Raw genomic sequence first — 26,577 nt, forward strand, 5'->3', positions numbered from 1 at the left:
TCAGACATCCCTCCGTTCGAAATCGATGCGCGGATCGATCCAGGTGTAGATCAGATCCGAAACGAGGCCGACGAAGAGACCCATCAGCGAGAAGATGTACAGCGTCGCAAAGACGATTGGATAGTCACGATTGACCACCGACAGGTACCCGAGGCGACCGAGGCCATCGAGCGAGAAGATGTTCTCGATGAGCAGCGAGCCGGTGAAAAAGGCCGAGATGAAGGCGCCGGGAATGCCAGCGATCACGATCAGCATCGCGTTGCGGAAGACGTGGCCGTACAGCACCTGACGCTCGGAGAGTCCCTTGGCGCGCGCCGTGATGACATATTGCTTCTTGATCTCGTCGATGAACGAGTTCTTGGTAAGCAGAGTCGTCGTGGCAAAGGCCGAAAGCGAGAGCGCGATCAGCGGCAGCGTCAGGTGCCAGAAATAGTCAACGATCTTCTCCGACCAGGAGAGTTCGGCAAAATTATCCGAGACGAGCCCGCGCAAAGGAAACCAGTCGAAGAAGGAGCCGCCGGCGAAAAGCACGATAAGCAGGATACCGAAGAGAAAGCTCGGAACCGCATATCCGATGACGATAACCCCGGAGGTCCACACGTCGAATGGCGAACCGTCTTCCACCGCCTTCTTGATGCCGAGCGGGATCGAGATCGCGTAGGAAATAAGCAGGATCCATACACCGAGAGAAATCGATACCGGCATCTTCTCGACGATGAGGTCGATGACGCTGGTATTGCGGAAGAAACTCTCGCCGAAATCGAAGCGAATATAGTTCCACATCATCTCGGCAAAGCGCGTGAGCGGCGGCTTGTCGAAGCCGAACTGTTTTTCGAGCTTAGCGATGAGCTCGGGGTCGAGACCCTGAGCCCCGCGGTACTTCGAACTCGTCTCGTCGGCCCCGAACTGCTGCTGGGCGACGAGATCCCCACCACCCGTCAGCCGCTGGTCGGCGCTGTCGCCCTGACCGGTCAACTGCGCGATCACCTGCTCGACCGGGCCGCCGGGTGCGAACTGAATCACCAGAAAGGAAATGCCCATGATGCCGACGATGGTCGGGATCATCAGAAGCAGGCGCCGCAGGATATAGCCGCTCATCGTATCATTGCTCCGACAAGCCGGATGCTTGTCACGCCAATGTCCGTCTCATGCCCTGCGATCAACTGGTTCGTCCTTTCCAGCCGCGGCCTCGCTCGGCGAGCGGCGATTCGCATTGTCCATTCCTAGCCCGTCAGGGGAACGACGCAACCCCCTGCCCTTCATTGCGTCGTATCTTTCGCCCACCAGATCTGGGGAAAGCCGATGCCATAGGTCGGGAGTGGTTCCGGACGCCCGAACTTGTCCCAGTAGGCGATACGCGACGATCGCATGGTGTAGGAGGGCACGGTGTAGCTTCCCGCCAGCAAAAGCCGGTCGAGTGCCTTGACCGTCGCAATCAGGGTCTCGCGGTCCTTCACGAACGCGATCTGGTCGACGAGCTTGTCGATTGCAGGATTGCTGATGCCCGCATAATTGCGGGAACCGGGCGCGTCGACGGACTTCGACCCCCAGTAGTCGCTCTGCTCGTTGCCGGGATTGAGGCTTTGCGCCCAACCCAGGTAGATCATGTCGTAGTCGAAGCTGCGGACACGATTGGTGTATTGCGAGGCGTCGACGGTTCGAACAGACACCTCCACGCCCATCTTCTTAAGATCATCCGCGAAAGGCAGGGCCACCTTTTCAATCGTCGGTCCGTTCAGCAGGATCTCGAACGAGAGGGGCACACCAGTAGAAGCGAGGACCATCCGCCCGTTGCGCAGCTCGTAACCCGCCTCCTTCAGAAGGCCGATCGCCTTGCGCAGGTTTTCTCTCAGCTTCGCCGGATCTCCCCCGACGGGATTGCGATATTCCTCCGAAAACACCTCGGGCGGCACCTCGTCCTTGAGCGACTGCAGAATCTCCAGTTCCTTGCCTTCCGGCAACCCTTTCGACGCGAGCTCCGAACCGTAGAAGTAACTATCGATCCGCTGATACTGGTCGAAGAAGACCGTCCGGTTCAGTTCCTCGAAATCGAAGGCATAGTTAAGCGCCTTGCGAACTCGAATGTCCTTGAACTTGTCCCGTCGCATGTTCGGTATGAAGCCCACCAGAATGCCGGAGGTCTTGTATTCGTTGTCCAGCACCTCGCGCTTGACGCGTCCCTCGTTGACGGCCGGGAAATCGTAGGATCTTGCCCACCGCATCGCTGAATTCTCAGCCCAGAAGTCCACGTTGCCCGAACGGAAGGCTTCGAACTCGACATCGAGATCAGCGAAGTAGGTGTAGGTCTGGCTGCGGAAATTGTTGTAGCCGATGTTGACGTTGAGGTCCTTGCCCCAATAGTCGTCGCGAAGTTCGTAGCGGATCTTTGCACCGGGCGAAAAAGAAGCGATGCGGTAAGGGCCCGATCCCATGATCGGCTCGAGCGTGGTCTTGGCTATGTCTCGAGGCTTGCCGTCGGCTCCTTTCGCCTCCCACCAGTGCTTCGGGACGATGTCGAGTTCACCGATGATGACTGGCAGTTCACGGTTGTTTTTCTCATCGAAGGTAAAGGTGACTTCCCGTTCGCCCGTTTTCTCCGCCTTGAGCACGTGGCGATAGTAATTTGTGTAGAGCGGATTGAGTTCCTTGAACTTGTCGAAACTGAAGACGACATCTTCGGGGGTAACGGGCTTGCCATCCGCCCATTTCGCCTCCGGGCGCAATCGGAACTTCACGAAGGAGTAGTCGTCGGGGAAGGCAACCGCCTCCGCAAGAAGCCCGTAGACCGCGTCGACTTCGTCCATCGAAGGCTTGAGCAGGGTTTCCGTCACGAGCGAGAGGCGCGGCGTCAGCCCCGCGGCCAGCTCACCCTTGTCGAGCACCGGATTGAGACTATCGAACGTCCCCGATGCGGAAAGATTGAGGTTGCCGCCCTTCGGGGCATCGGTGTTGACATAGTCGAAGTGCGGAAAGTCCTTCGGGTATCTTGGAGGTTCAATCACTGAAATCGCGTGATGCCACTGAAGCTCCTCGGCAGGCAAATTGTCCGGGGCGACAGACAACGTCGTCACAAAAGCGAAAATGCCGATCCCGGCCAGCGCCAGCCTCATACCAAATCACCCCTTATTTTCGTCAGAGTTTTATCAACATAAGCAAAACAGCGGCAAAAAACAGGCCTCGGGCAAATGCGGCGGACGAGGGTGCGCACGGCCACGGATTCACCAAACTGCAAATCCACGCTACATTTGAAAGCAAATCACCTGCGGCAGCGTACACGGGCATTCGGCGGAACGAGGACATGAGATTAAAGACGAAAACGAGGCTGAGCCGGCTGGTGGTGATTGCCATGACCGCACCGTTTCTGATGCTCACGGAAGGCGGAAAGGCGGCCGAGCAGGTGCCGGCCAAGAAGATATTCGGCGGCATCGAGCTTCCCAGCCGCGCAGCACCGTCGCCCTACGGATTCTACTCGAAGGGATGCATCTCCGGCGCTGTTGCGCTTCCGACGGACGGCCCCACATGGCAGGCCATGCGGCTCTCGCGAAACCGTCGCTGGGGACACCCGCAAATGATTTCGTTGCTCGAACAGCTCGCCCACGATGCTCCCAAGGTCGGCTGGCCGGGGCTGCTCGTCGGGGACGTCTCGCAGCCGCGCGGTGGTCCGATGATGAACGGCCACGCTTCGCACCAGATCGGGCTCGATGCGGACATCTGGCTCACACCGATGCCGGACAGGCGGCTCAGCACACAGGAGCGGGAAGACCTCCCCTTCACGTCCATGTTGCGCAAGGACAAATTCCTGACCGTCGACTCCCGCCTGTGGACGCCGACTCATGCGCGCCTCATCATGCTGGCAGCAAGCTACCCGCAGGTCGAACGCGTCTTCGTCAATCCGGCGATCAAGAAGAAGCTTTGCGATACGTGGACCGGCGATCGCTCGCTGCTTGGCAAGGTGCGGCCGATCTACGGTCACGACGCGCATTTCCACGTGCGCATCAAGTGTCCGATAGGGGCTGGCGGATGCAAGTCCCAGGCCGCCCCCCCTCCCGGAGACGGCTGCGACAAGTCCCTCGCCTGGTGGTTTACCCCCGAACCTTGGGCGAAACCGAAGACGGATCCCAAGAAGCCCGCGCCGAAACCGCGGGAGATCGGCGTCTCCGACCTGCCGAAATCCTGCCTGGCGGTGCTCAATGCGCCTTCGGTGGCAAGTGAAAGCGAGGTGACACTGGGCGGCGGTGCCACTCCGGTCGCCGCCTATGCGCCACCTGCCGCTGCGCCGTCGACTACGATGGCCGGCCAGCCGATCGACGTGACTCTGCAGGAGATCCCGATTCCGTTGCCCCGTCCTCTCGATCGCTGACAGCGCGTTCGCAGCCTTTCGGTTGGGCTATCTTTTCAAGGCAACGGTCGTGCTGTAGAAGGCTTTCAAATCGATTTAAATCCCGACCGGATCGACCCAATGCCCGAGCGCCAATGCATCGCCCTGATCGCCCACGACCAGAAGAAGGATGAACTCGCAGAGTTCGCCGGCCGCCATGCGGAAGTCCTTGCGCGGTGCCGCATCGTTGCCACGGGCACCACGGGCGGAAGGGTGGCGGAAGCGTGCCCGGGTCTGGATGTCGTGCGCATGAAGAGCGGCCCCCTCGGCGGCGATCAGCAGATCGGGGCGATGATCGCCACGGGCGAGGTGCAGATGCTTATCTTCTTCGTCGACCCCTTGACCGCCATGCCCCATGACGTGGACGTGAAAGCGCTGATGCGGCTTGCCACCGTTTACGACATCCCCATGGCGTTGAATCTCGCGACCGCCGAGATATTGATGACTGCGAAGAAGAACTGACGCAACGCCCGATTTGGATCGCAGGAGCCGGCCAATGCCCAAGATCGTAGAAAACGAGCAGCTTACCTTTCCCATCCTGATCGGCGACATCGGGGGGACCAATGCACGCTTTTCGATCCTGATCGACACCTACGCGGAGCCCCGGCAGTTTCCGATCGTCCACACGGCCGCCTTTTCGACGATCGAGGACGCGATCCAGCAGGGCGTGCTCGACAAGACGTCCATCCAGCCTCGCTCGGCGATCCTTGCGATCGCCGGTCCGATCAACGACGACGAGATCCCGCTAACCAATTGCGACTGGGTCGTGCGTCCGAAGGCGATGATCGAAGAGATGGGGTTCGAGGATGTGCTGATCGTCAACGACTTCGAAGCGCAGGCCCTCGCCATCGCTTCGCTTTCAGACGAGAATCGCGAACCGATCGGTCCGCTTTCCGAGAGTCCGATCGCATCGCGCGTCGTGCTGGGTCCCGGCACCGGTCTCGGCGTCGCAGGTCTGCTGCATGCGCAGCACACCTGGTTTCCGATACCCGGCGAAGGCGGACATGTCGACATGGGACCGCGCAGCGACCGCGATTTCGAAATATTCCCACATCTGGCGCGGATTGACGGTCGCATATCCGGCGAACAGCTCCTCTGCGGTCGTGGCGTCGTCAACATCTATGATGCGATTTGCGCGGCCGACGGCGTCGAACCGCAATGGAGTGACCCAGCCGAAGTTTCGACGCACGGACTTTCCGGCAACGACAAACAAGCTGCCGAGACTCTCTCGCTCTTCGTCACTTATCTCGGGCGGCTTGCCGGGGATCTCGCTCTCATCTTCATGGCGCGGGGCGGCGTATTCCTTGCCGGCGGCATTCCCCAGAAGATACTGCCCGCGCTGAAGGGCCCGGAGTTCCGCGCCGCCTTCGAGGACAAGGCACCGCATACCGGGCTGATGCACACGATCCCGACCTTCGTGGTCACTCATCCACTCGCAGCACTCTCGGGACTCGCGAATTTTGCACGCACGCCTGCAAATTTTGGCCTGGCGACCGATGGCAGGCGCTGGCGCTGCTGACGATCAGAGCGGGGCGTCCGCTTTTTTGTGGCCAAGGGGGTTGCGACTGGTTATAGAGCGCCTAGGCCACAGCGTCCGCGGGTCCGGACGCCCAGTTCCACGGGGAATGCCTTTATTTGGAAGCCAGCAGGACACACAAGACGCCCGTCAGCTCGAGCAGCATCACAGCCGTTCTGAAGCGTATCATCGCCGAGAACGGTCGCGATCACGTCAAGGGCTACATCTTCGCCGTCCTCTGCCTCGCCGTGGTGGCGCTCACGACCGCCTTCACCGCATGGATCATGGAAACGGTGGTGAACGAGGCCTTCGCCAACCAGAGAGCGGACATTGTCTGGCTCATCTGTGGCGCCATTCTCGGCGCCTTCATGCTGCGCGGCCTTGCAAGCTACGGACAGGCGGTCACCCTTTCAAAGATTGGAAACAACATCGTCGCGCGATATCAGCGCCGGCTCTTCTCGCATTTGATGACGCTTTCGCTCGGCTTCTTCAGCGAGTCCCGCTCGGCTCACCTTGCCGCGCAGATCAGCCAGAACATCAACGGCATCCGCGATGTTCTCAATCTAACCGTTACCTCTACCGCGCGCGACCTGCTGACGCTGATTGCGCTCATCGGCGTCATGTTCTCGAAGGACTGGCTGCTGACGCTGATCGTCTTCATTGTCGCGCCACCCCTCCTGTATGCGTTGCGTTACCTCTCGAAGCGGCTCCGGGCCGCGACGCGCGAGTCGATCATCTTCAACAGCCACGTGCTGGGCGCGATGCAGGAGACGATCCAGGGCATCGCGATCGTCAAGGCCTTCACGATGGAAGAAGAGCTGGACCGCAAAGTCCAGAGCACGATCGCGGCGGCGGAACGCCGCGCGAACCGCATCGCCCGGCTCAGTGAACGTACCTCACCGCTCACGGAGACCTTCGCGGGCGTCGCCATCTCCAGCGTGATCGCCTACGCTGCGTTCCGCTCGATCTATGGCGGCGTGCTGCCCGGCGCCTTCTTCTCGTTCATCGCGGCGCTGCTGATGGCCTACGAACCGGCGAAGCGGCTCGCCAAGCTGCAGGTGCAGATGGAACGTGCCGCCGTCAACGCGCGGATGATCTACGAAATCCTCGACATGGACAGCCCGCAGCGCGACAGGCGTGGAGCAACCGAGCTCCAGGTCGGCGAGGCTCGCATCGAATTTCGCGGCGTCAAGTTCGCCTACGGCAACAACGAGCCGGTGCTGAAGGGTATCGACTTTGTCGCGGAGGGGGGGAAGACCACAGCACTTGTCGGCCCCTCCGGCGCCGGCAAGTCGACGGTGATCACGCTCGTCCCGCGGTTCTACGATCCCGCAGAGGGTGAGATCCTGATCGATGGCCAGAACATCGCCTCGGTCACAAAGGCGTCGTTGCGCAGACACATCGCCTACGTTTCGCAACAGCCCTATCTCTTTGAAGGGACGATCCGCGACAATATCCGCTACGGCCGTCCTGATGCGACCAATGCCGAGATCGAGGAAGCGGCCCGCCTCGCCTACGCGCACGATTTCATCCTCGCTCAGCCGATGGGGTATGACACCCCTGTCGGCGAAAACGGCGTCACGCTCTCCGGCGGCCAGCGGCAGCGGCTGTCGATCGCCCGCGCGCTTGTCCGCAACGCACCGATTCTGCTGCTCGACGAGGCAACCTCCGCGCTCGACACGGAGTCGGAAGCCGCCGTTCAGAAAGCTCTGGACGAGGCGATGACCGGACGCACTGTGATCGTCATTGCCCATCGGCTGTCGACGATCATCAAGGCGGACAAGATCATCGTGATGCAGGGCGGGACGATCGCCGAGGAAGGCACCCACCAGTCACTTGCACAGCGTCCCAACGGCCTCTACGCTCGGCTGAACCAGCTGCAGCCGGGCAGCGGCAATAGCGAATTCTTCTGAGGTTGGAGCGCCATGAGCGATGCCATGAAACTCGTCGTCGTCGGAGCCGGTGGCCGGATGGGCCAGACGGTGCTACGTCTCATCCAGGCGACTGAAGGTGCCGTGGTTCACGCCGCGGTCGAGCGATCCGGTTCGCCGTTGATCGGCAGGGATGCGGGCGAGTTGGCCGGGCTCGGCTCCATCGGCGTACCGGTGACCGACGACCCGCTTGCAGCATTCGTTCATGCCGATGGGGTCATTGATTTCACATCGCCTGCGGCAAGCGTCGAATATGCCGGTCTTGCCGCGCAGGCGCGGATCGCTCATGTCATCGGCACCACCGGCTGCACTGCGGATGACGATGCGAAAATCGCCGCGGCAGCACGCCACGCGCGGGTCGTCAAATCCGGCAATATGAGCCTCGGAGTCAACCTGCTTTCCGTCCTGGTCAAGCAGGCCGCGCAGGTGCTCGATGCCGCGGGCTGGGACATCGAGGTGCTGGAAATGCACCACAAGCGCAAGGTGGACGCGCCCTCAGGGACCGCATTGCTCCTCGGGCAAGCTGCCGCTGAAGGGCGCGGCATCGGTCTTGCCAACCATTCCGTACGGGTGCGTGACGGGCATACGGGACCACGCGAGGAGGGCAGTATCGGCTTTGCCACGCTGCGCGGCGGCTCCGTGATCGGCGAGCACTCCGTCCTCTTCGCCGGTGAGGGCGAAACGATTACTCTTTCCCATAGCGCCGGGGACCGTTCGCTCTTTGCGCGCGGTGCACTCCGCGCGGCCCTCTGGGCACGGGACAAGAAGCCCGGCCTCTATTCCATGCTCGATGTCCTCGGGCTTTCTTCATCCATCTAGATAATTCCTTGCGGAGGATTTTCCCATGAGCGGTACTCTCGTGCTGGTTCGTCACGGCCAGAGCGAATGGAATCTCAAGAACCTGTTCACCGGCTGGAAGGACCCTGGCCTCACCGAACTCGGGGTCGAAGAGGCCAATGCCGGCGGCAAGGCGCTTGCCGACTACGGCATCAAGTTCGACATCGCCTTTACCTCCGCCCTGTCGCGGGCGCAGAAGACCTGTCAGATCGTGCTCGACAATGTCGGCCAGCCGACCCTCGAGACGATCCGCGACGAAGCGCTCAACGAGCGCGACTACGGCGATCTCTCCGGCCTCAACAAGGACGATGCGCGCGCCAAGTGGGGCGAGGAGCAGGTGCATATCTGGCGCCGCTCCTACGACGTCCCGCCGCCGGGCGGGGAAAGCCTGCGCGACACCGGCGCCCGCGTCTGGCCCTATTACATGACCGAGATCCTGCCGCGCGTGCTCAGGGGCGAAACCGTTCTGGTCGCCGCTCACGGCAATTCGCTGCGCGCGCTGGTGATGGTGCTTGATCGCCTGTCCAAGGAAGAAATCCTCAAGCTCAACCTCGCGACCGGCGTGCCCATGGTCTACAAGCTGAACGCGGATTCGACGGTCAAGTCGAAGGAAGTGCTCGGCGACATGTCCGGCGCCCACTGAGGCGCCACCCCATCAGTTCGTGATGGTGAACTCGACGCGGTCCGCGGGAAACCGTGTGACCGCGTATTGTATCGGCAGGCCCTGCATGTCGGTATTCAGCGCCCGCGTGACCAGTACGATCGCGCCCGGCGTCAGTGCCAGCTGCGCGACGTCGTCGGGCTCGGCATGGGTCGCCGAGACTTCCGTAACCGTCCTCAGATAGTCGTCCACGCCATAGTCGATCAGTGCCCGCGTGACGGATCCCGTCCGGCGAAACGCCTCGTCGATCCGCTCGAACCTTTCGGCGGGAAACCAGCTGGTGGAGCGCGAAAGCGCGCGTCCGTCGGCCTTGCGCAGCACCTCGAGCCGGATCACCACGGCCTGCGGCTCCAGCTTCAGCCATTTCGCAACCTCGGCGCCGGCCGCCTCGACGGCCGACGATAGCAGCAAGCCCTCAAGCCCCCTGGCCTGATCGCCGATGCCCTCGGTGAAGCGGGTACGCCGGGCGATCGGGAAAGTGAACTTGTCCTTGCGGTCGATCATCGTGCCGCGTCCCTGGACGGCGCGCACGATCCCCTCCTGCCCGAGCGCCGCAAGGGCGTTTCGCACGGTATGGCGATTGACGCCGAACTGCTCGGCAAGCTGCGTTTCGGGCGGCACCATGCCGGTCGCGTCGTAATCCCCTTGCGCAATGGAGGCTCGGATGCGGTCGGCGATCTGACGCCACAGCGCCACGCCCTTTAGTCTTTCCATCGATTTCTGCTGCGTCATGTCACACGCTTGTCACGCCCGATTGCTAGCCATACAGTAACTTGTATGGTTGTCTATATTACTAGACATTTAGGGGCCTGACAATGGAAGCTAGACAGGAAAACGCAGGCCGGGACCTCGGGCGCAAGCGCGTCGTGGACCTCCTGGCGCGCGCCGAACTCGATGACCTGGCGCGTGTCTGGGACGGGCTGTCCGAACAACCGGAGACGCAGATGCTGCGCGGGCCGGAGATCGGACTCGTCATGGTGCGGGGGCGGATCGGCGGCGGCGGCGCGCCCTTCAATCTCGGAGAGGCGACGGTCAGCCGTGCCACCGTGCGGCTGGGCAACGGCCTGGTCGGGCATGGCCATGTGCTCGGCGCCAATCTGAAACGCGCGCGCCTCGCGGCCGTCTTCGATGCCCTCTGGCAGGATCCGGAGCATCGCTTGCTGGTCGAGACGCAACTGCTGGAGCCGGTCGCAGCGCGGATCGCCGAACGGAAACAGACGAAATCGGAAGAAGTGGCCGCAACACGCGTCGACTTCTTCACCATGGTGCGGGGAGAGGACTGATGAGCCCGAAGATCGAAGCCCTGACCGGCGGCTTTGCCGAACCGGTCCATCACGCCCAGAGCGTGTTCCGCGTGCTGATGGATTGCCTGTCGCGGCCCGGCACCGTCCAGTCCATCCTGCCCGAGATCGAACCGCCGAAGCCGCTCGGTGTTGCCGCCGGGGCGATTGCTCTGACGCTTCTCGACCACGACACGCCGGTCTGGCTGACACCGGGCCTTGCCAAGTCGGCCGTGGCGGAATGGATCGGCTTCCACACCGGAGCCCCCCTCACCCGCGAAAAATCGGAAGCCCGCTTCGCCTTTGCCGAGGCCGGCGCCCCCTTGTCGTCCCTCGGCTTGTTTGCCACCGGCACGCAGGAATATCCGGACCGTTCGACGACCATCGTGCTGGAGGTGGCAAGCCTCGACAAGGGTGCCCCGCTCACCCTTTCGGGCCCCGGCATCCGCCATACCGCCTCTATCGCCCCGCAGGGCCTGCCGGACATGTTCCTTCGCCAATGGGCCGACAACCGTGCGCTTTTCCCGCGCGGGGTCGATGTCGTGCTGACGGCCGGGCAGCAGATGCTCGGCCTGCCGCGCACCTGCAAGATCACGCCTACGGAGGTTTGAGACCATGTATGTTGCCGTCAAGGGCGGGGAAGCCGCCATCGACAATGCCCATCGACTGCTGGCCGACCGGCGGCGCGGCGACCGATCGCTTCCGGCGCTGACCATCGACCAGATCGTCGAACAGCTCGGCCTCGCCGTTGATCGCGTGATGGCGGAAGCCTCACTGCACGACCGGGCGCTGGCAGCACTCGCCGTCAAGCAGGCCCGCGGCGACATGATCGAGGCGATCTTTCTGCTGCGCGCCTACCGCACCACGTTGCCGCGGTTCGGCTATTCGGTGCCGATCGAAACCGGCTACATGCAGGTCGAACGCCGCGTTTCGGCAACCTACAAGGACCTGCCCGGCGGGCAGCTGCTCGGACCGACCTTCGACTACACCCATCGCCTGCTCGACACTTCGCTGCTTCAAGACGGCGAGGTCGCACCACCTGCTCATAAGGAACCGCTCGGCGAGGCGGTGATGCGCGTCTCCGAAATCCTGGCGGAAGAAGGACTGATCGAGGCGGATGGCGACCTGCCCGAGGATCACCTCGCCGGCGACATCACCCGCGAACCGATCGAGTTCCCGATGGAGCGCGACACGCGCCTGCAGGCGCTCGCCCGCGGCGATGAAGGTTTTCTGCTGGCGCTCGCCTATTCGACCCAGCGCGGCTACGGCCGCACCCATCCCTTCGTCGGCGAAATTCGCATCGGCGAAGTCGAAGTGGAGTTGGACGTCGCGGAACTTGGTTTTGCCGTTTCGCTCGGCGAGATCCGCGTCACCGAATGCCAGATGGTCAACCAGTTCAAGGGATCGGCCAAGGCGCCGCCGCAGTTCACGCGCGGCTACGGCCTGGTGTTCGGCCAGAGCGAGCGCAAGGCGATGGCCATGTCACTGGTCGATAGGGCGCTTCGCGCTACCGAATTCGGCGAGGACATCGTCGCCCCGGCGCAGGACGAGGAGTTCGTTATTTCACATTCCGACAACGTGCAGGCGACGGGTTTCGTCGAGCACCTGAAGCTGCCGCACTACGTCGACTTCCAGGCCGAACTCGATCTCGTGCGCCGCATGCGCGGCGAATTCGAGGCCTCGCGTCGCAACGGCCAGACCAACCAAGCCGAGGCTGCGGAATGACCAGGCTTCACTCAATCGCGGTTCTGCTCGCTGAACCAGTAAGCGCTGCCGACGGTCGACGCGATCATGACCGTAATGATGATCGTGAGCATGACACTGATTTCCATACCCAGTACCTCCTTCTGATCCAGGACAACGCCCGATGACGCAGGAAGTTTCGCAATATTCAGGTCTGGCCAGTTATAATTTCGCCTATCTGGACGAACAGACCAAGCGGATGATCCGCCGCGCGATCCTGAAGGCGATCGCCGTTCCCGGCTACCAGGTGCCTTTCGCCTCCCGTGAAATGCCCATGCCCTATGGCTGGGGTACGGGTGGCGTGCAGGTGACAGCCTCGATTATCGGCCAGCAAGACGTGCTGAAAGTGATCGACCAGGGTGCCGACGACACGACCAACGCCGTCTCCATCCGCGCCTTCTTCCAAAAGGTCGCCAACGTCGCCGTCACCACCCACACCCGGGACGCGACGATTATCCAGACGCGCCACCGCATCCCCGAAGAAAAGCTCCGGGAGAACCAGGTGCTGGTCTACCAGGTGCCGATCCCGGAACCCCTGCGCTTCCTCGAACCGCGCGAGACCGAGACGCGCAAGATGCACGCGCTCGAAGAATACGGCCTGATGCACGTCAAGCTCTACGAAGACATCGCCAAGAACGGCCGCATCGCCACGACCTATGCCTATCCGGTCAAGGTCGCCGGCCGCTATGTCATGGACCCCTCGCCGACGCCGAAATTCGACAATCCGAAGATGCACATGTCGGAGGCCCTGCAGCTGTTCGGCGCGGGCCGCGAAAAGCGCCTCTATGCCGTTCCGCCTTTCACCGAGGTGGTAAGCCTCGATTTCGAGGACCATCCTTTCGAGATCCAGACCTTCGACAAGCCCTGCGCGCTCTGCGGCGCCGAGCAGGTCTATCTCGACGAGGTCATCCTCGACGACAAGGGCGGGCGCATGTTCGTCTGCTCCGACACCGATCACTGTGAAGAACGCCGCGAACAGGGCCATGTCGGCCATCTCGGCGTGGCGAAGGAGGCCGCCGAATGAGCGATACGCCGCTTCTCAAGGTCCGCGACCTTTCGAAATTCTACGGCAAGCGCATCGGCTGCGCCAATGTCGCCTTCGAGCTCTGGCCCGGCGAGGTGCTGGCGATCGTCGGCGAATCCGGCTCCGGCAAGACGACGCTGCTCAACTGCCTGTCGACACGGCTGATGCCGACCACGGGCAGCGTCGAATACCACATGCGCGACGGCGGTTACCGCGACCTCTACCACATGAGCGAGGCCGAACGGCGCTTCCTGATGCGCACCGACTGGGGCTTCGTTCACCAGAACCCGGCGGACGGCCTGCGCATGACGGTCTCGGCCGGCGCCAATGTCGGCGAGCGGCTGATGGCCATCGGCAACCGCCACTACGGCAATATCCGCCGCACGGCCAGCGACTGGCTGGAACGCGTGGAGATCAGCACCGACCGCATCGACGACCAGCCGCGCGCCTTTTCCGGCGGCATGCGCCAGCGCCTGCAGATCGCCCGCAACCTGGTGACCGGCCCGCGCCTCGTCTTCATGGATGAGCCAACCGGCGGTCTCGACGTCTCGGTGCAGGCGCGCCTGCTCGACCTGGTCCGCGGCCTCGTCAACGATCTCGGCCTTTCGGCCATCGTCGTCACCCACGACCTCGCCGTCGCCCGCCTCCTGTCGCACCGGATGATGGTGATGAAGGATGGGCATGTGATCGAGCAGGGACTGACCGACCGTGTCCTCGATGATCCGCGCGAGCCCTATACCCAGCTGCTCGTCTCTTCGATCCTGCAAGTCTGAAGCCTTTAGGAGAAAAACCCCATGGCCACGCCCCTCGTCGTCTCGGAAGTCTCCAAGAGCTTCACCATGCACCTGCGCGACGGACTGCGCCTGCCCGTCGTCGCCAATGTCTCCTTCTCGGTCGCTTCCGGCGAGTGCGTCGTGCTCGGCGGACCGTCCGGCATCGGCAAGAGCTCGATCCTCAAGATGCTCTACGGCAATTATGCCGTGGACGCAGGCCAGATCCTGATCGAGCACAAGGACCGCATCATCGACATCGCCAGCGCCGATCCGCGCTCCGTGCTGGAAGTCCGCCGCGCCACGCTCGGTTATGTCAGCCAGTTCCTGCGCACCGTGCCGCGCGTCGCCACCATCGACGTGGTTGCCGAGCCGCTGGTCGCCCGCGGCGTGGCCGCGGAGCAGGCGCGCGAACGTGCCGCAGAACTGTTGGAAAAGCTCAACCTGCCGCGTGATCTGTGGCAGTTGCCGCCCGCCACCTTCTCCGGCGGTGAACAGCAGCGCGTCAACATCGCCCGCGGTTTCATCACCGATCATCGCATCCTCCTGCTCGATGAGCCGACGGCCTCGCTCGATGCGGCCAACCGTCAGGTCGTCGTCGAGATGATCCGCGCCAAGAAGACGGCGGGTGTCGCTCTTCTCGGCATCTTCCACGACGAGGAAGTACGCGAGGCGGTAGCCGACCGCATTCTCGACGTCTCGCAGTTCTCGCCGCGAAAGGCCGCGGCATGAGCCGGAAGCTCGGGCTCGAACCCTTCATCCACGAAAGCGCCCGCGTGTCGAACTCGACGCTCGGCCGCTATACCGAGGTGTCCGAGCGCTGCCGCCTGGATGAGGTCGTGATGGGGGACTATTCCTACATCATGCAGGACGGTGCCGTGTGGTGCGCGACGATCGGCAAGTTCGCCAATATCGCGGCCGCCGTGCGCATCAATGCCACCAATCACCCGACCTGGCGCGCGACCCTGCACCACTTCACCTATCGCGCCGCGGACTACTTCGACGGCGCCGAGAACGATCACGACTTCTTCGAATGGCGGCGCGAGAACCGCGTGGTGATCGGCCATGACGTGTGGATCGGCCACGGCGCGACGATCCTGCCCGGCGTCACCGTCGGCAATGGCGCGGTGATCGGTGCGGGAGCGGTGGTTTCCAGGGATGTCGCCCCTTACACGATCGTCGGTGGCGTGCCGGCCCGGCTGATCCGCGAGCGTTTTTCCCCGGGCATCGCCGAGCGCATGGAAAAGCTCTGCTGGTGGGACTGGGACCATGACCGGCTGTTTGCCGCGCTTGGCGATTTCCGTGCCCTCAGCGCCGAGGACTTCGTTGAGAAGTACGCCTGATCGTTGTTCATCTTCAATAGCTTACACGATTTTACATTTCCTACACAAATCTGACATTCGCGCTTCATGGGTGCCCGCTAAAGCCTGTTCGACCCCATGGACATGACGTCGAAAGAACAGACATGAAATTCCAGCTGAAGAATGTCACTCGCAAGTTCGGCCAGCATGTCGCCGTCGACGGCGTCAACGTGGAGATCGAACGCGGCGAGATGGTCGGCGTCATCGGCCGCTCCGGCGCCGGCAAGTCGACGCTGCTTCGCATGATCAACCGGCTGGTCGATCCCTCGTCCGGATCGATCCATTTCGGCGATGTCGAAGTCTCTGCCCTCAAGGGCGCGAGCCTGCGCAACTGGCAGCGCGATTGCGCGATGATCTTCCAGCAGTTCAACCTCGTGCCGCGCCTCGACGTTCTGACCAATGTGCTGCTCGGCCGCCTCAACCACCGCCCGACGGCGCTCAGCATCCTCAACGTCTTCTCGCGCGAGGAACGTATCATGGCGATCGCCGCGCTCGAGCGCCTTGGCATCGAGCAGACGGCGCTTCAGCCGGCCGGCACGCTGTCCGGCGGCCAGCAGCAGCGTGTCGCCATCGCTCGCGCCCTGATGCAGGGGCCGAAGGTGGTGCTTGCCGACGAGCCGATCGCCTCGCTGGATCCCCTCAATGCCAAGATCGTCATGGATGCGCTGCGCGACATCAACGAGCGCGACGGCATCACCGTCGTCACCAACCTGCATACGCTCGACACGGCGCGCAACTACTGCTCGCGGATCATCGGCATGGCGCAGGGTCGCGTCGTGTTCGACGGCACACCGGACCGGCTGACCGCCGAGACGGTGCAGGAAATCTACGGCGCCGACAGCCATGGCGCCGGGATCGACGAAAGCATGACCTCGACGAGCATTCGTATCCCGAGCGCCGCGGCCGCAACCGCAGCCGGCGCCCCCGCATCCCCCGGTTTCAGGACCCTGGCCGTCGCCGAAGCCTGAAACCACGACGATCGTCCGCCCGCGTGAAGGGCACTTCATTGATCAGAAAAAGTCCCGGTCCGCCCGGACAACAGGAGAGAAACTCATGCTGAAGAAGACCCTTCTTGCCGCCGTGGCGCTCGTGGCGCTCGCCGGCGTCGCCGCCGCCGAAGACCTCAAGGAATTCCGCATCGGCATTCTCGGCGGCGAAAACGAAGCCGACCGTCTGCGCAGCTACCAGTGCATGGTCGACAAGCTTCCCGCCGTTCTCGGCGTTGAAAAGGTCTCGCTGTTCCCGGCCGCCGATTACGACGGCGTTATCCAGGGCCTGCTTGGCGGTACGCTCGACTACGCCGAACTCGGTGCTTCCGGCTTTGCCAAGATCTACCTCGCCGATGCCAAGGCCGTCGAACCGATCCTGACGACCGTGCAGACCGACGGCTCGATGGGCTACTACTCGATCATGGTCGCCCGCAAGGACTCCGGCATGACCAAGGTCACCGACATCAAGGGCAAGAAGCTCGGCTTCGCAGACCCTGACTCGACCTCGGGCTACCTGATCCCGACCGTCACCCTGCCGGAGGCCATCGGCGGTCCCCTCAAGGAATTCGTTGCTGAAACCGGCTTCGGCGGCGGCCACGAAAACCTCGTCCTCGAAGTGCTGAAGGGTACCTTCGATGCCGGCACGACCTTCGGCTCCGGCGTTGGCGACTTCAAGGACGGCTACACCTCCGGCAACCTGCGCAAGATGGTCGACAAGGGCATCCTCAACATGGATGACCTGGTCGAGCTCTGGAAGTCCCCGCTGATCCCGAATGGCCCGATCGTTGTCCGCACCTCGATGAACGACGACATGAAGTCGAAGTTCAAGACCTTCATGATGGATCTGCCGAAGACCGACGCTGCCTGCTTCTCGGCCATCCAGGGCGGTGACTTCACCGGCTTTACCGAAGTCAATGCCGACTTCTACAAGCCGATCATCGACGCCCGCAGGGCCACCATCGGCGGCTGATATCCTGATGCCGAAAAAGGCCGCCGGGTGCGTAAGGCACCGGCGGCTCTTGGCGAATGCACGTCGCCGCCGCGACGACGTGATCAAAAAGCGGACTGCCTGCCATGAGTTCCTTCACCTACAAACCCGAGCTCAGCGAGACGGGGGCGCTCATCGAGAGCCATTGGCGAGATCTTGCCAGAGGCCGTCGTTTGTACACGATCCTCTCGCTCGCGGTGCTCGCCCTGGCGCTTACGGGTTCGCTTTGGTTTGCCAACGAAACCAATTCGGGCAAGTTCTTGGAACGCCTGCCGCATCTATTTGATTTCGTCGGTGACCTTATGCCTCGCGACGGCGTCGAAGTCTGGCGCGCACTCCTCGACCTGCCCTCTCCCTATTTCGACGGGAGCCTGAAATACGACTATCCTGAAGGCCGTTACTACCTCACCGACGGCCTCTACATACCCGAGTACGCCTACAAGATGGCGGAAACGCTGAACATCGCGTTGCTGTCGACGATCATCGGGTTTGGGGTCGGGTTCCTGTTATCGTTTCTGGCGGCGAAGAACATGACGCCCAATTCTTGGGTGCGCGTTCCCGTGCGTCGTTTCATGGAACTGTTACGCGCCTTTCCCGAAATCGTCCTGGCGGGCTTCTTTCTGGCTATCCTCTCGCTCGGTCCGATTCCGGCCATCATCGCGGTTTCGATCCACACAATCGGGGCGCTCGGCAAGCTCTTCTTCGAAGTGATCGAGAATGCGGACATGAAGCCGGACGAAGGGCTGAAGGCAGTCGGCGCCTCATGGATCGAGCGCGCCTGGTTCGGCATGGTGCCGCAGGTCATGCCCAATTTCATGAGCTATTTTCTGCTGCGCCTGGAAATCAACGTGCGTGCCTCGACCGTCATCGGCGCGGTCGGCGGCGGGGGCATCGGCGAACAGCTCAGGCTGTCGATCAGCCGAGGGCACGAAGCCAAGACACTGGCGATCGTACTCTTGCTGTTCATCACCATCATTGCCGTCGATCAGTTGTCTGCCTGGCTCAGGCGCAAGCTGGTCGGTGACCAGGCCTTTCAGGCCGTCGTGTGAGGAGTCCGTCCGTGACCACGCTCGCCCAAGCCGATATGGACGCGATCGCCGCCCGCCATGGCGCGCTGTTGCAGCCGTCGATCTGGATGCGGTTCCGCTTCCTGCTGATCGGCGGGTCGGTGCTCCTATATTTCGTGTTCTGCTGGTGGTTCTTCGCGGTCGGCCAAGTTCTGGGAAGCGCCAACTGGGCCATTGCCGGCACCTATCTCGCCGACTGGGTGTCCTATGAGATTCGCCCCGACATCGAGATCGAGGCAGATGGCGGCATGAAGATCGTCTATCCGCGCTTCGACCCCATCGGCCCCAATCCCAATCCGGACTGGCTGACGAGCGAGCGCGCGACCGTGACCCGCACGATCGAGATTCCCGGATCGGCCCAAAGCGCCGCGCCGAAATCCGTCTCTTCCTTCTCCTTCATGGCGCCCAACGCGACGACCGAGACGGCCACCCAGGCCCGCACGGAGGTGCGCACGGAAGAGGTTGTAACCAAGGCGACCATCGCGATGAACGCCAGCGACAGGATCATCGTGACGCCTGACGTGGTGGAGGTCCATCGCGGAAACGAGATGATATCGGTCAACCTCGATGCCGGTCGTGCGATCAACCAAGATCCGCTCCCGAGCTGGGCCGAGCAACGCCGCCCCGGCGAGAAGATCGTGCTGGCTTTCGGATTTTCCGGCTGGGCCGAAATCCGGGACGACGTTGTGAAGATCCACAAGCGGTTCCTGGGCTGGGAAGGCTTCTTCTTCGATACGAGTTCGCTCTACTTCGGCAAGTCGTGGTCCGAGCTGCTTGGCCTGTTGGTCTCCGATCAACGGCTGGACCCGGCACAGAGCAATCTGTCACTCGCCGTCAACGATGTGCTCTACAACCCCTCCTGGCAACATCTGGACGTCTGGACCAAACTGCTCCAGACCATCGTGATGGCCTTTGTCGGCACCTTATTCGCCATGGTGATCGCCTTCCCGCTGTCGTTCCTCGCCGCCCGAAACATCCTGCACAACTGCCCCGTCAATCAGTTGGTCAAGCGCTTCTTCGATTTCCAGCGCTCCGTCGACATGTTCATCTGGGCCTTGTTCTTCACCCGCGCTTTCGGTCCCGGACCGCTTGCGGGGATTTCCGCCATCTTCTTCACGGATACCGGAACGCTCGGAAAACTCTATTCGGAAGCGCTCGAGAACATCGATGACAAGCAGCGCGAGGGCGTGAAGTCGGTAGGTGCGGCACCATTGGCCGTTCAGCGTTTCGGCGTCCTACCGCAGGTTCTTCCGGTCTTCACCTCGCAAGCGCTTTACTTCTGGGAGTCGAACACCCGGTCAGCCACGATCATCGGCGCGGTCGGCGCCGGCGGTATCGGCCTGAAACTCTGGGAGGCTATGCGGACCAATCAGGACTGGGAAAACGTCGGCTACATGGTCCTGCTCATCCTGATCGTCGTCTTCGTCTTCGATTCGATCTCGAATGCTGTGCGTTCCCGTCTCATCGGCAGGCGATCGGCTCCATGAGGCTCGCCATCTCGCCATTGCAGTGCATCCGGCATCGGTGCCTGGCAAACGCCACGGCGCACGCGTTACTCTCGCGGCCGTAGCAATCCGAAGGAATCAGTCTTTGCGTTACGCACTCTATTTCACGCCACCCGAGCATGACCCGCTGTCGCGGGCAGCAGCGCACTGGCTCGGTCGTGATCCATTCAGCGGGACGACTCTACCGATCTCCCCTGCCGAGGGTTTCAGCGTCGGGGAACTGGCCGACCTCACCGCAGACCCGCAGCGTTACGGTTTCCATGCGACGATGAAGGCTCCTTTTTCTCTGGCTGCGGACTGCCGCGAAGGCCAGCTCGTCGACGCACTGGGGCGCTTCTGCGGGAAGACGCCGTCCTTCACCATCCCCTCGGTGGTGATCGGGCAACTCGGCCGCTTCTTCGCACTCGTTCCGGAGCATCCATTCACGCGGCTGCAGGCATTTGCCGCCGAGATCGTCGAGGCCTTCGAGCCTTATCGGGCACCGTTGAGCGACGCGGATGTGGCCCGACGCAAACCCGAAACATTGAGCGAAACCCAACGCGCCAATCTGGTTCGCTGGGGCTACCCCTACGTCATGGACGAATTCCGCTTCCACATGACACTGACCGGGCCCGTCAAGACAGAACAGGCGGCGGCCATGCGCGACCTTCTCAACAGTCGCTTTGCCGACTTCGTCGGTCGTCCGCTCAGCATTTCCGGCCTCGCGCTCTACGTCGAAAAAGAGCGCGGAACACCCTTCACTATTCATTCCTGGCTGCCTCTGTCCGGCGCCTGATCGAAAGGACAACCGACCGATGACCACTGAAACCGTATTCACCAATGCCCGCATTGTCCTCGAGGACGATATCATCTCCGGCACGCTCGTCGTCCGCGACGGCCGTATTGCCGAGTTTTCGGAAGGCTCGACGGCATCCGGCGAAGATATGGAAGGAGACTATATCCTGCCGGGCCTGGTCGAACTGCACACCGACCACTTGGAGTCCCACTATTCGCCGCGGCCGGGCGTGCGCTGGGACAAGATCTCGGCGATCCAGGCGCACGACGCTCAGGTCGTGACGTCCGGTATCACCACGGTTTTCGATTGCCTGCGCATGGGGTCCGACGAGGACGGCGGCTTCAGCAAGGGCGAGATGCGCGAGATGGCGGACGCCATACAGACGGCCGAGCGTGAAGACCGGCTGCGGGCCGAACACCTTCTGCACCTGCGCTGCGAAGTGTCCGCTCCCGATGTCCTGGATCACTTCTCCGACTTCGAGAGCGACCCACATGTCCGCCTGGTCTCGTTGATGGACCATGCGCCGGGGCAGCGTCAGTTCCAGACGATGGAGCAGTATACGCTCTACTACAAGAAGAAGCGCGGCCTCTCGGAGGATGCATTCGCGCAATTCGTCGCCCGCCGTCAGGAATCCTCCGCGCGCTATGCGGCCCCGCACCGCAACGCTCTGGCCAGGACCTGTGCGGAACGCGGCATCACCATCGCAAGCCACGACGACGCAACGCTCGACCACGTGGACGAAGCGATCGGCTATGGCGTCAGGCTTGCGGAGTTCCCGACGAGCTTCGACGCGGCCGAAGCTTCCCACAAGGCGGGAATGAGTGTGCTGATGGGCGCTCCCAACATCGTGCGCGGCAAATCTCATTCCGGCAATATCGCCGCCCGCGATCTCGCGGAGCGCGGCGTTCTGGACGTCCTCTCCTCAGATTATGTGCCGCTCAGCCTGTTGCACGCTCCCTTCGTGCTCGCCGATGCTCTGCCGAACATGTCTCTGCCGAAGGCGCTCGCCATGGTGACGGCGACACCCGCCAAGGCGGTCGGACTTTCTGACCGCGGCCGTCTTGCCGAAGGACTTCGTGCTGATCTGGTGCGCGTGCGCCGGCAGTCTGGAGTGCCGGTCGTGCGTGCGGTCTGGCGCGAAGGACGACGGGTCGCCTGATGACGAGCGGGACGTTCATACCTTCGGCTCGTGACCTTCCCGGCACGTTCGTGGCGGTCGTCGGGCCGAGCGGTGCCGGCAAGGACAGCCTGATCTCATATGCTCAAAGGCGTTTCGTATCACGGCCGGACATCCACTTCGTGCGGCGCCTCATCACGCGCGACGGCAAGGCCGGCGGCGAAGACCACCTCGCGATCGCCACGGGGGACTTCGAGGATATGCGCGAGAAAGGCGGCTTTGCCGTTTACTGGAGCGCCCACGGCCTTCGCTACGGAATACCGGCGTCCGTCAAGAGTGACCTGGCGCTGGGGCATGTGGTCGTCGCCAACGGTTCCCGCTCGGCCCTCAACGACTTCGCGGAGGTCTTCCCGCGATTGCTCGTGGTGAACGTCGTCGCGAAAGCGGATATTCTCGCACACCGGTTGCAGCAGCGCGGCAGGGAGACAGAGGCCGATGTCAGCAAGCGGCTGGAGCGAAGCTCGCTGGCAATTCCAGAGGGTTTTCGAACCGTGACAATCGACAACAGTGGCGCTCTTGCCGATGCGGGAGAGCGACTGACGGACGTGCTCATGGATCTGCTTTCGGAGCGCACTGGCGCCGCATGACGTTCAGGCCGGCTTTCCGAGCCGCTCGATCGTCGAAAGCAAGGCCTTCCCGTGGAGGAGGGATGCCGACAAGGTCTTCGACGAGATCTTCCATTGTAAATTCGGCTACGCCGAGGCCAGCAAGCCCGTGGTCACGGGAATCGTAGAGGAGCACTGACACGGGGCGCCGTCGGGCTGACCACGCGCGACGGCATCGAGCCGATGCGCATCGCTCTCGTTGATGATGCAGGCGATCGCAACCACGTGTCAGCCCAGCAGGGACACTTCTAGACTGCTCAGTGCGCCTCGTCCCAGTTGGTCGCGGCGCGGGCATCGACCTTCAGCGGCACCCTCATGGAGACCGCCGGCATCGCCGCATGCTCCATCACGGAGACAATCAGCGGCATTGCGCCGGCGACCGCTTCTTCTTCGACCTCGAAGATCAGTTCGTCATGCACCTGCAGCAGCATGCGCACCCGCTCTGCAAACCCTGCGGCCGCGAGCGCCGGCTCGATCTTGATCATGGCACGGCGGATGATGTCCGCAGCCGATCCTTGGATCGGTGCGTTGATCGCGGCGCGCTCGTTGAACGAGCGAACCTGGGGATTGGAGGATTTGATCTCTGGGTAATGTGCGCGCCGACCGAAGATGGTCTCGACATAACCATTCTCGCGGGCATAGGCCTTTGTCGATTCCATGTAGTCCCTGATGCCGGGGAAGCGCTCGAAATACTTCTTGATGTACTCGCCCGCCTCCGAGCGCTCGATGCCGAGTTGGTTGGCGAGGCCGAAGGCGGAGATGCCGTAGATGATCCCGAAGTTGATCGCCTTCGCGCGACGACGCACCTCGGATGGCATGCCTTCGACGGGAACGCCAAACATTTCCGAAGCGGTCATTGCGTGGATGTCGATACCGTCGGCAAAGGCCTGACGCAATTGCGGAATGTCTGCGACGTGGGCAAGCACGCGAAGCTCGATCTGGCTGTAGTCGGCCGAAAGGAGCCGATGACCGGGCGTCGAGATGAAGGCCGTCCGGATCTTGCGGCCTTCCGCGGTCCGAACGGGAATGTTCTGCAGATTGGGCTCGGAAGACGATAGCCGGCCCGTGGTGGTCGAGGCGAGCGAATAGCACGTATGCACACGCTTCGTCTGCGGATGCACGTAGCCCGGCAGCGCGTCCGTATAGGTGGACTTGAGCTTGGTGAGCTGCCGCCAGTCTACGATCTTGCGCGGCAGCTCAACGCCGGCTGCGGCCAGATCTTCCAGCACCTGCGCGGAGGTCGACCACTGGCCGGTCTTGGTCTTAGACCCGCCGGGCAAACCCATCTTGCCGAACAAAATGTCGCCTAGCTGCTTAGGCGAACCGATGTTGAAACGTTCGCCGGCAAGTTCGTAAATTTCCGATTCGAAAGCCGCCGCCTTCTGAGCAAGCTCCCCGGAGAGGCGAGAGAGGATCTGGCGATCGACGGTAATGCCGCGCTCTTCCATCCGGGCAAGGACCGAGATGAGCGGCCGTTCGAGCCGTTCGTAGACCTTGGTCAGGCCATCGGCCGCGAGCCGTGGCTTCAGCACTATCCAGAGCCGCAGGGTGACGTCCGCATCCTCCGCCGCATAGGCAGTCGCCCTGTCGATGTCGATCAGGTCGAAGGTCACCGACGATTTTCCGGAGCCGGCGACATCCTTGTAGGCAATCGGCGTGTGGCCGAGCCAACGCTCGGAAAGCGCATCCATTCCGTGGTTGGTGCGGCCCGCCTCGAGGACATAGGAGATCAGCATCGTATCGTCGAAGCTCTCGATGGCAATTCCGTGCCGTTTCATCAACAGGTAGTCGTATTTGAGGTTCTGGCCGACCTTCAGGACCGAGGGGTCCTCCAACAACGTCTTGAGGGCAGCAAGCGCCTCAGCCATCGGAATCTGTCCGTCGACATAGCCTCCGCCCAGCAGATCGCCGACACCTGTCTTGTGGGCGAGCGGTACGTAGGCCGCTCGGATCGCCGTTGACCCCGCGGACTGCGCGTTGTCGGTGATCGCCAGCGAGAAACCGACAAGTTCGGCAAGCATGGGGTCGAGCGAGGTCGTCTCTGTGTCGAAGGCAACGAGGCCACTCTCGCGTGCAGCCGAAATCCATGTCTCCAGCGTCGGCAGATCACGAATCGTCTGGTAGCCGCCGATATCGATCGTCTTGCCGTGGAAAGCGTCCGCGCGGGCCTTGGCGAGATCGGCAGGCGTCGGGCCGCTCGGAACAGCGGCCGATGCGATTACCGGACCTGTGACGGGGAGCTCAGCCGCGGCGCCGCCCTCCGCCGGCCGGTCGCCAGCGTCGAGATCGGGGCCGTGAGCAGCCGGGCCCCACTCGATCTTGACAGGCGCCGGCTCGATCGCGCTCGCATCGCAACCGCAGGCCTCCGCCACGCGACGCGTGAGCGTATTGAATTCCATCGTCTTCAGGAAGCCGATAAGCAGCGGCCCATTCTGGTTCTCGAGCACGAGCTGGTTCAGCGGAACAGCGAGAGGCACGTCGGTGCGAAGGGTGACCAGCGTGCGCGAAAGCCGTGCCAGATCGGCATTTGCGACAATGTTCTCGCGCCGCTTGACCTGCTTGATTTCATCCGCACGTGCAAGCAGCGTGTCGAGGTCGCCATACTCCTCGAGCAGCTGGGCGGCGGTCTTTGGCCCGATTCCCGGGATGCCTGGAATGTTATCCGTAGAATCGCCCGTCAGCGCCTGCAGATCGATCATCTTTTCCGGTGGCACGCCCCATTTCTCGATAACGTCCGGAATGCCGATCTGCTTGTCCTTCATGCTGTCATACATGTGGACGTTGGGCGTCACGAGCTGCATCAGATCCTTGTCGGAAGAGATGATCGTGACGTCGGCACCGACCGCCTCAGCCTGGCGCGAATAGGTCGCGATGATGTCGTCGGCCTCGAAGCCTTCCTTCTCGATGCAGGGAAGATTAAAGGCGCGGGTTGCCTCACGTATCAATCCGAACTGCGGCACCAGTTCCTCCGGCGGCGCCGAGCGGTTCGCCTTGTATGCGTCGTAGAGCTCCTTGCGGAACGTCTTGGAGGAATAGTCGAAGACAACGGCGAAATGGGTCGGCGTGACGCCGACGGAGGTATCTCGCGCGTCCGTCAGCAGCTTCCAGAGCATATTGCAGAAGCCGGCGACTGCACCCACCGGCAGGCCGTCCGATTTTCGGGTGAGCGGCGGCAGGGCGTGGAACGCCCTGAAGATGAAACCGGAACCGTCAACGAGGAAAAGATGATCGCCTTTTTTCATAGACGCATGGATAGCCTGCAAGGCCGCAAAGGTCCATTGCAGTTTGTTGAACCTCGCCTATTCTGGATCGGCGGCAGGCCGCCACATTCCGAGGGAAGGACAATGAACCAGATTATAAGGGCTTACATCTTTTATGGCCTGTTCATGTTGCTGATGGCAGGCACATCGTGGATGCAGGAAGACTCTGCGTCGCTCATCTTCCTGAAGTTTCTCGGCAGTGGAATGTACCTGCTGTCACTGGAGGGACTTCGTGTCCGTTTTCCGGAAGGGCATGACGCGACACGCAGCCTGGCGACGTGGATCGAATTCAAGCTCCTGAACGCCGCCTTGTTCGGGGCCCTGATTGCACTCGTCACTTTCAGGCCGGACGCGCCGCTGGACGCCACCTTGCGTGGCTTTGTAGTCGCAATGGGCATGATGGCCACGATCGAGATCGGGTTCCTTCTCTACAAGCGGCGCAAGCCCGAACGGCCTTCCTGAGAATCTTACAAATTTGTAATCCAGCATTCCCTTGAAAAGCCGCATTCGGCATCTCATCTCTTGGTCATCGGCGACTGATCACGCCGTAGTCTGAAAGAGGCCCGTCCCCCGCCGCTTCAGACTTGGGCAAAGGCCTTATCCCCCTCTCCGGGCCTTTGTCCCAGCTTTTCGGCGAAGCCGCCGCGGCCCCTCCTCCAAGCCGCGGCGGCTTTGCTTTTTCCGATGATCATCGTTCCACACGTCAATTT

At 62.3% G+C, this 26,577-nt stretch carries 25 protein-coding genes; 21 read left to right on the plus strand and 4 right to left on the minus strand.

Going from position 1 to position 26,577, the window contains the following annotated elements; genetic code table 11:
• Together ACM6UT_RS06875 and ACM6UT_RS06880 are read right to left on the minus strand one after the other, a co-directional pair.
• A complete protein-coding gene (locus ACM6UT_RS06875; RefSeq protein WP_416796596.1) occupies positions 1-1,098 on the minus strand; it encodes a microcin C ABC transporter permease YejB in 1,098 nt (365 codons plus the stop codon).
• Between the two features lie 161 nt (positions 1,099-1,259).
• Positions 1,260-3,110, minus strand: coding sequence for an extracellular solute-binding protein (locus tag ACM6UT_RS06880; RefSeq protein WP_416796597.1), 1,851 nt, complete (start codon positions 3,108-3,110; stop codon positions 1,260-1,262).
• A 188-nt stretch (positions 3,111-3,298) separates the two neighbouring features.
• Here ACM6UT_RS06880 and mepA point away from each other — a divergent pair, with 188 nt between their 5' ends.
• The 6 genes from mepA to ACM6UT_RS06910 all read left to right on the plus strand — a co-directional run bounded on the left by mepA (position 3,299) and on the right by ACM6UT_RS06910 (position 9,305).
• On the plus strand, positions 3,299-4,360 hold the full coding sequence (mepA, locus tag ACM6UT_RS06885) for a penicillin-insensitive murein endopeptidase (protein ID WP_416796598.1): 1,062 nt from the start codon (positions 3,299-3,301) through the stop codon (positions 4,358-4,360).
• 99 nt (positions 4,361-4,459) lie between these two features.
• On the plus strand, positions 4,460-4,840 hold the full coding sequence (locus tag ACM6UT_RS06890; RefSeq protein ID WP_416796599.1) for a methylglyoxal synthase: 381 nt from the start codon (positions 4,460-4,462) through the stop codon (positions 4,838-4,840).
• Between the two features lie 34 nt (positions 4,841-4,874).
• Positions 4,875-5,897, plus strand: a complete 1,023-nt coding sequence (locus tag ACM6UT_RS06895; protein WP_416796600.1) for a glucokinase — start codon at positions 4,875-4,877, stop codon at positions 5,895-5,897.
• Between the two features lie 116 nt (positions 5,898-6,013).
• On the plus strand, positions 6,014-7,807 hold the full coding sequence (locus ACM6UT_RS06900) for an ABC transporter ATP-binding protein (RefSeq protein WP_416796601.1): 1,794 nt from the start codon (positions 6,014-6,016) through the stop codon (positions 7,805-7,807).
• Positions 7,808-7,819: 12 nt separating this feature from the next.
• Entirely contained in the window at positions 7,820-8,644 is an 825-nt protein-coding gene (gene dapB, locus ACM6UT_RS06905; protein ID WP_416796602.1) for a 4-hydroxy-tetrahydrodipicolinate reductase, read from the plus strand.
• Between the two features lie 25 nt (positions 8,645-8,669).
• Entirely contained in the window at positions 8,670-9,305 is a 636-nt protein-coding gene (locus tag ACM6UT_RS06910; RefSeq protein ID WP_416796603.1) for a 2,3-bisphosphoglycerate-dependent phosphoglycerate mutase, read from the plus strand.
• Between the two features lie 12 nt (positions 9,306-9,317).
• Here the strand turns inward: ACM6UT_RS06910 and phnF are convergent, their stop codons facing one another.
• Entirely contained in the window at positions 9,318-10,055 is a 738-nt protein-coding gene (gene phnF, locus ACM6UT_RS06915; protein WP_416796604.1) for a phosphonate metabolism transcriptional regulator PhnF, read from the minus strand.
• Positions 10,056-10,138: 83 nt separating this feature from the next.
• Between phnF and phnG the strand changes: the two genes are divergently transcribed.
• The 14 genes from phnG to phnN all read left to right on the plus strand — a co-directional run bounded on the left by phnG (position 10,139) and on the right by phnN (position 22,589).
• The gene (gene phnG / locus ACM6UT_RS06920; RefSeq protein ID WP_416796605.1) at positions 10,139-10,606 is read left to right on the plus strand and encodes a phosphonate C-P lyase system protein PhnG; all 468 of its coding nucleotides are present in this window, start codon (positions 10,139-10,141) and stop codon (positions 10,604-10,606) included.
• Entirely contained in the window at positions 10,606-11,214 is a 609-nt protein-coding gene (phnH, locus tag ACM6UT_RS06925) for a phosphonate C-P lyase system protein PhnH (RefSeq protein WP_416796606.1), read from the plus strand. The genes phnG and phnH overlap by 1 nt, the downstream gene beginning before the upstream one ends.
• Before the next feature lie 4 nt (positions 11,215-11,218).
• Complete coding sequence (locus ACM6UT_RS06930) at positions 11,219-12,328, plus strand: carbon-phosphorus lyase complex subunit (RefSeq protein ID WP_416796607.1); 1,110 nt, start codon at positions 11,219-11,221, stop codon at positions 12,326-12,328.
• A 142-nt stretch (positions 12,329-12,470) separates the two neighbouring features.
• Positions 12,471-13,370: an alpha-D-ribose 1-methylphosphonate 5-phosphate C-P-lyase PhnJ gene (locus tag ACM6UT_RS06935; protein WP_416796608.1), complete on the plus strand. Its 900-nt coding sequence runs from the start codon at positions 12,471-12,473 to the stop codon at positions 13,368-13,370.
• Positions 13,367-14,143, plus strand: coding sequence for a phosphonate C-P lyase system protein PhnK (gene phnK, locus ACM6UT_RS06940; protein ID WP_416796609.1), 777 nt, complete (start codon positions 13,367-13,369; stop codon positions 14,141-14,143). Before ACM6UT_RS06935 ends, phnK begins: the two co-directional genes overlap by 4 nt.
• Before the next feature lie 21 nt (positions 14,144-14,164).
• Positions 14,165-14,872: a phosphonate C-P lyase system protein PhnL gene (gene phnL, locus ACM6UT_RS06945; RefSeq protein WP_416796610.1), complete on the plus strand. Its 708-nt coding sequence runs from the start codon at positions 14,165-14,167 to the stop codon at positions 14,870-14,872.
• Entirely contained in the window at positions 14,869-15,483 is a 615-nt protein-coding gene (locus tag ACM6UT_RS06950) for a DapH/DapD/GlmU-related protein (RefSeq protein ID WP_416796611.1), read from the plus strand. Before phnL ends, ACM6UT_RS06950 begins: the two co-directional genes overlap by 4 nt.
• A 122-nt stretch (positions 15,484-15,605) precedes the next feature.
• A complete protein-coding gene (phnC, locus tag ACM6UT_RS06955; protein ID WP_416796612.1) occupies positions 15,606-16,469 on the plus strand; it encodes a phosphonate ABC transporter ATP-binding protein in 864 nt (287 codons plus the stop codon).
• Between the two features lie 85 nt (positions 16,470-16,554).
• Positions 16,555-17,460, plus strand: coding sequence for a phosphonate ABC transporter substrate-binding protein (gene phnD, locus ACM6UT_RS06960; RefSeq protein ID WP_416796613.1), 906 nt, complete (start codon positions 16,555-16,557; stop codon positions 17,458-17,460).
• A 104-nt stretch (positions 17,461-17,564) separates the two neighbouring features.
• Positions 17,565-18,527, plus strand: a complete 963-nt coding sequence (gene phnE, locus ACM6UT_RS06965; protein ID WP_416796614.1) for a phosphonate ABC transporter, permease protein PhnE — start codon at positions 17,565-17,567, stop codon at positions 18,525-18,527.
• Positions 18,528-18,562: 35 nt separating this feature from the next.
• Positions 18,563-20,032 (plus strand): phosphonate ABC transporter, permease protein PhnE, encoded by a 1,470-nt coding sequence (gene phnE, locus ACM6UT_RS06970; protein ID WP_416796696.1) that lies wholly within the window; start codon positions 18,563-18,565, stop codon positions 20,030-20,032.
• A 103-nt stretch (positions 20,033-20,135) separates the two neighbouring features.
• Positions 20,136-20,825, plus strand: a complete 690-nt coding sequence (locus tag ACM6UT_RS06975) for a DUF1045 domain-containing protein (RefSeq protein WP_416796615.1) — start codon at positions 20,136-20,138, stop codon at positions 20,823-20,825.
• A gap of 19 nt (positions 20,826-20,844) precedes the next feature.
• Positions 20,845-21,984: an alpha-D-ribose 1-methylphosphonate 5-triphosphate diphosphatase gene (locus tag ACM6UT_RS06980; RefSeq protein ID WP_416796616.1), complete on the plus strand. Its 1,140-nt coding sequence runs from the start codon at positions 20,845-20,847 to the stop codon at positions 21,982-21,984.
• The gene (gene phnN, locus ACM6UT_RS06985) at positions 21,984-22,589 is read left to right on the plus strand and encodes a phosphonate metabolism protein/1,5-bisphosphokinase (PRPP-forming) PhnN (protein WP_416796617.1); all 606 of its coding nucleotides are present in this window, start codon (positions 21,984-21,986) and stop codon (positions 22,587-22,589) included. Before ACM6UT_RS06980 ends, phnN begins: the two co-directional genes overlap by 1 nt.
• A gap of 275 nt (positions 22,590-22,864) precedes the next feature.
• Here phnN and polA read toward each other — a convergent pair whose 3' ends face one another.
• Entirely contained in the window at positions 22,865-25,849 is a 2,985-nt protein-coding gene (gene polA, locus ACM6UT_RS06990; protein WP_416796618.1) for a DNA polymerase I, read from the minus strand.
• Between polA and ACM6UT_RS06995 the strand changes: the two genes are divergently transcribed.
• Positions 25,787-26,329, plus strand: a complete 543-nt coding sequence (locus tag ACM6UT_RS06995) for a hypothetical protein (RefSeq protein WP_416796697.1) — start codon at positions 25,787-25,789, stop codon at positions 26,327-26,329. The two genes, polA and ACM6UT_RS06995, sit on opposite strands and share 63 nt — an antisense overlap.
• Positions 26,330-26,577: the final 248 nt, after the last annotated feature.

It is taken from the genome of Ciceribacter azotifigens (assembly GCF_048159625.1).
Classification (GTDB): Bacteria; Pseudomonadota; Alphaproteobacteria; order Rhizobiales; family Rhizobiaceae; genus Allorhizobium; species Allorhizobium azotifigens.

Bases quoted from the DNA above. Each gene is read 5' to 3' on its own strand.
- dapB (WP_416796602.1), top strand. From the start codon at position 7,820: ATGAGCGATGCCATGAAACTCGTCGTCGTCGGAGCCGGTGGCCGGATG.
- polA (WP_416796618.1), bottom strand. From the start codon at position 25,849: ATGAAAAAAGGCGATCATCTTTTCCTCGTTGACGGTTCCGGTTTCATC.
- phnN (WP_416796617.1), top strand. From the start codon at position 21,984: ATGACGAGCGGGACGTTCATACCTTCGGCTCGTGACCTTCCCGGCACG.
- phnE (WP_416796614.1), top strand. From the start codon at position 17,565: ATGAGTTCCTTCACCTACAAACCCGAGCTCAGCGAGACGGGGGCGCTC.
- phnD (WP_416796613.1), top strand. From the start codon at position 16,555: ATGCTGAAGAAGACCCTTCTTGCCGCCGTGGCGCTCGTGGCGCTCGCC.
- ACM6UT_RS06935 (WP_416796608.1), top strand. From the start codon at position 12,471: ATGACGCAGGAAGTTTCGCAATATTCAGGTCTGGCCAGTTATAATTTC.
- phnG (WP_416796605.1), top strand. From the start codon at position 10,139: ATGGAAGCTAGACAGGAAAACGCAGGCCGGGACCTCGGGCGCAAGCGC.
- ACM6UT_RS06890 (WP_416796599.1), top strand. From the start codon at position 4,460: ATGCCCGAGCGCCAATGCATCGCCCTGATCGCCCACGACCAGAAGAAG.
- phnF (WP_416796604.1), bottom strand. From the start codon at position 10,055: ATGACGCAGCAGAAATCGATGGAAAGACTAAAGGGCGTGGCGCTGTGG.
- phnH (WP_416796606.1), top strand. From the start codon at position 10,606: ATGAGCCCGAAGATCGAAGCCCTGACCGGCGGCTTTGCCGAACCGGTC.
- phnC (WP_416796612.1), top strand. From the start codon at position 15,606: ATGAAATTCCAGCTGAAGAATGTCACTCGCAAGTTCGGCCAGCATGTC.
- ACM6UT_RS06910 (WP_416796603.1), top strand. From the start codon at position 8,670: ATGAGCGGTACTCTCGTGCTGGTTCGTCACGGCCAGAGCGAATGGAAT.
- ACM6UT_RS06980 (WP_416796616.1), top strand. From the start codon at position 20,845: ATGACCACTGAAACCGTATTCACCAATGCCCGCATTGTCCTCGAGGAC.
- ACM6UT_RS06880 (WP_416796597.1), bottom strand. From the start codon at position 3,110: ATGAGGCTGGCGCTGGCCGGGATCGGCATTTTCGCTTTTGTGACGACG.
- ACM6UT_RS06950 (WP_416796611.1), top strand. From the start codon at position 14,869: ATGAGCCGGAAGCTCGGGCTCGAACCCTTCATCCACGAAAGCGCCCGC.
- phnE (WP_416796696.1), top strand. From the start codon at position 18,563: ATGGACGCGATCGCCGCCCGCCATGGCGCGCTGTTGCAGCCGTCGATC.
- ACM6UT_RS06930 (WP_416796607.1), top strand. From the start codon at position 11,219: ATGTATGTTGCCGTCAAGGGCGGGGAAGCCGCCATCGACAATGCCCAT.
- mepA (WP_416796598.1), top strand. From the start codon at position 3,299: ATGAGATTAAAGACGAAAACGAGGCTGAGCCGGCTGGTGGTGATTGCC.
- ACM6UT_RS06895 (WP_416796600.1), top strand. From the start codon at position 4,875: ATGCCCAAGATCGTAGAAAACGAGCAGCTTACCTTTCCCATCCTGATC.
- ACM6UT_RS06875 (WP_416796596.1), bottom strand. From the start codon at position 1,098: ATGAGCGGCTATATCCTGCGGCGCCTGCTTCTGATGATCCCGACCATC.
- phnL (WP_416796610.1), top strand. From the start codon at position 14,165: ATGGCCACGCCCCTCGTCGTCTCGGAAGTCTCCAAGAGCTTCACCATG.
- phnK (WP_416796609.1), top strand. From the start codon at position 13,367: ATGAGCGATACGCCGCTTCTCAAGGTCCGCGACCTTTCGAAATTCTAC.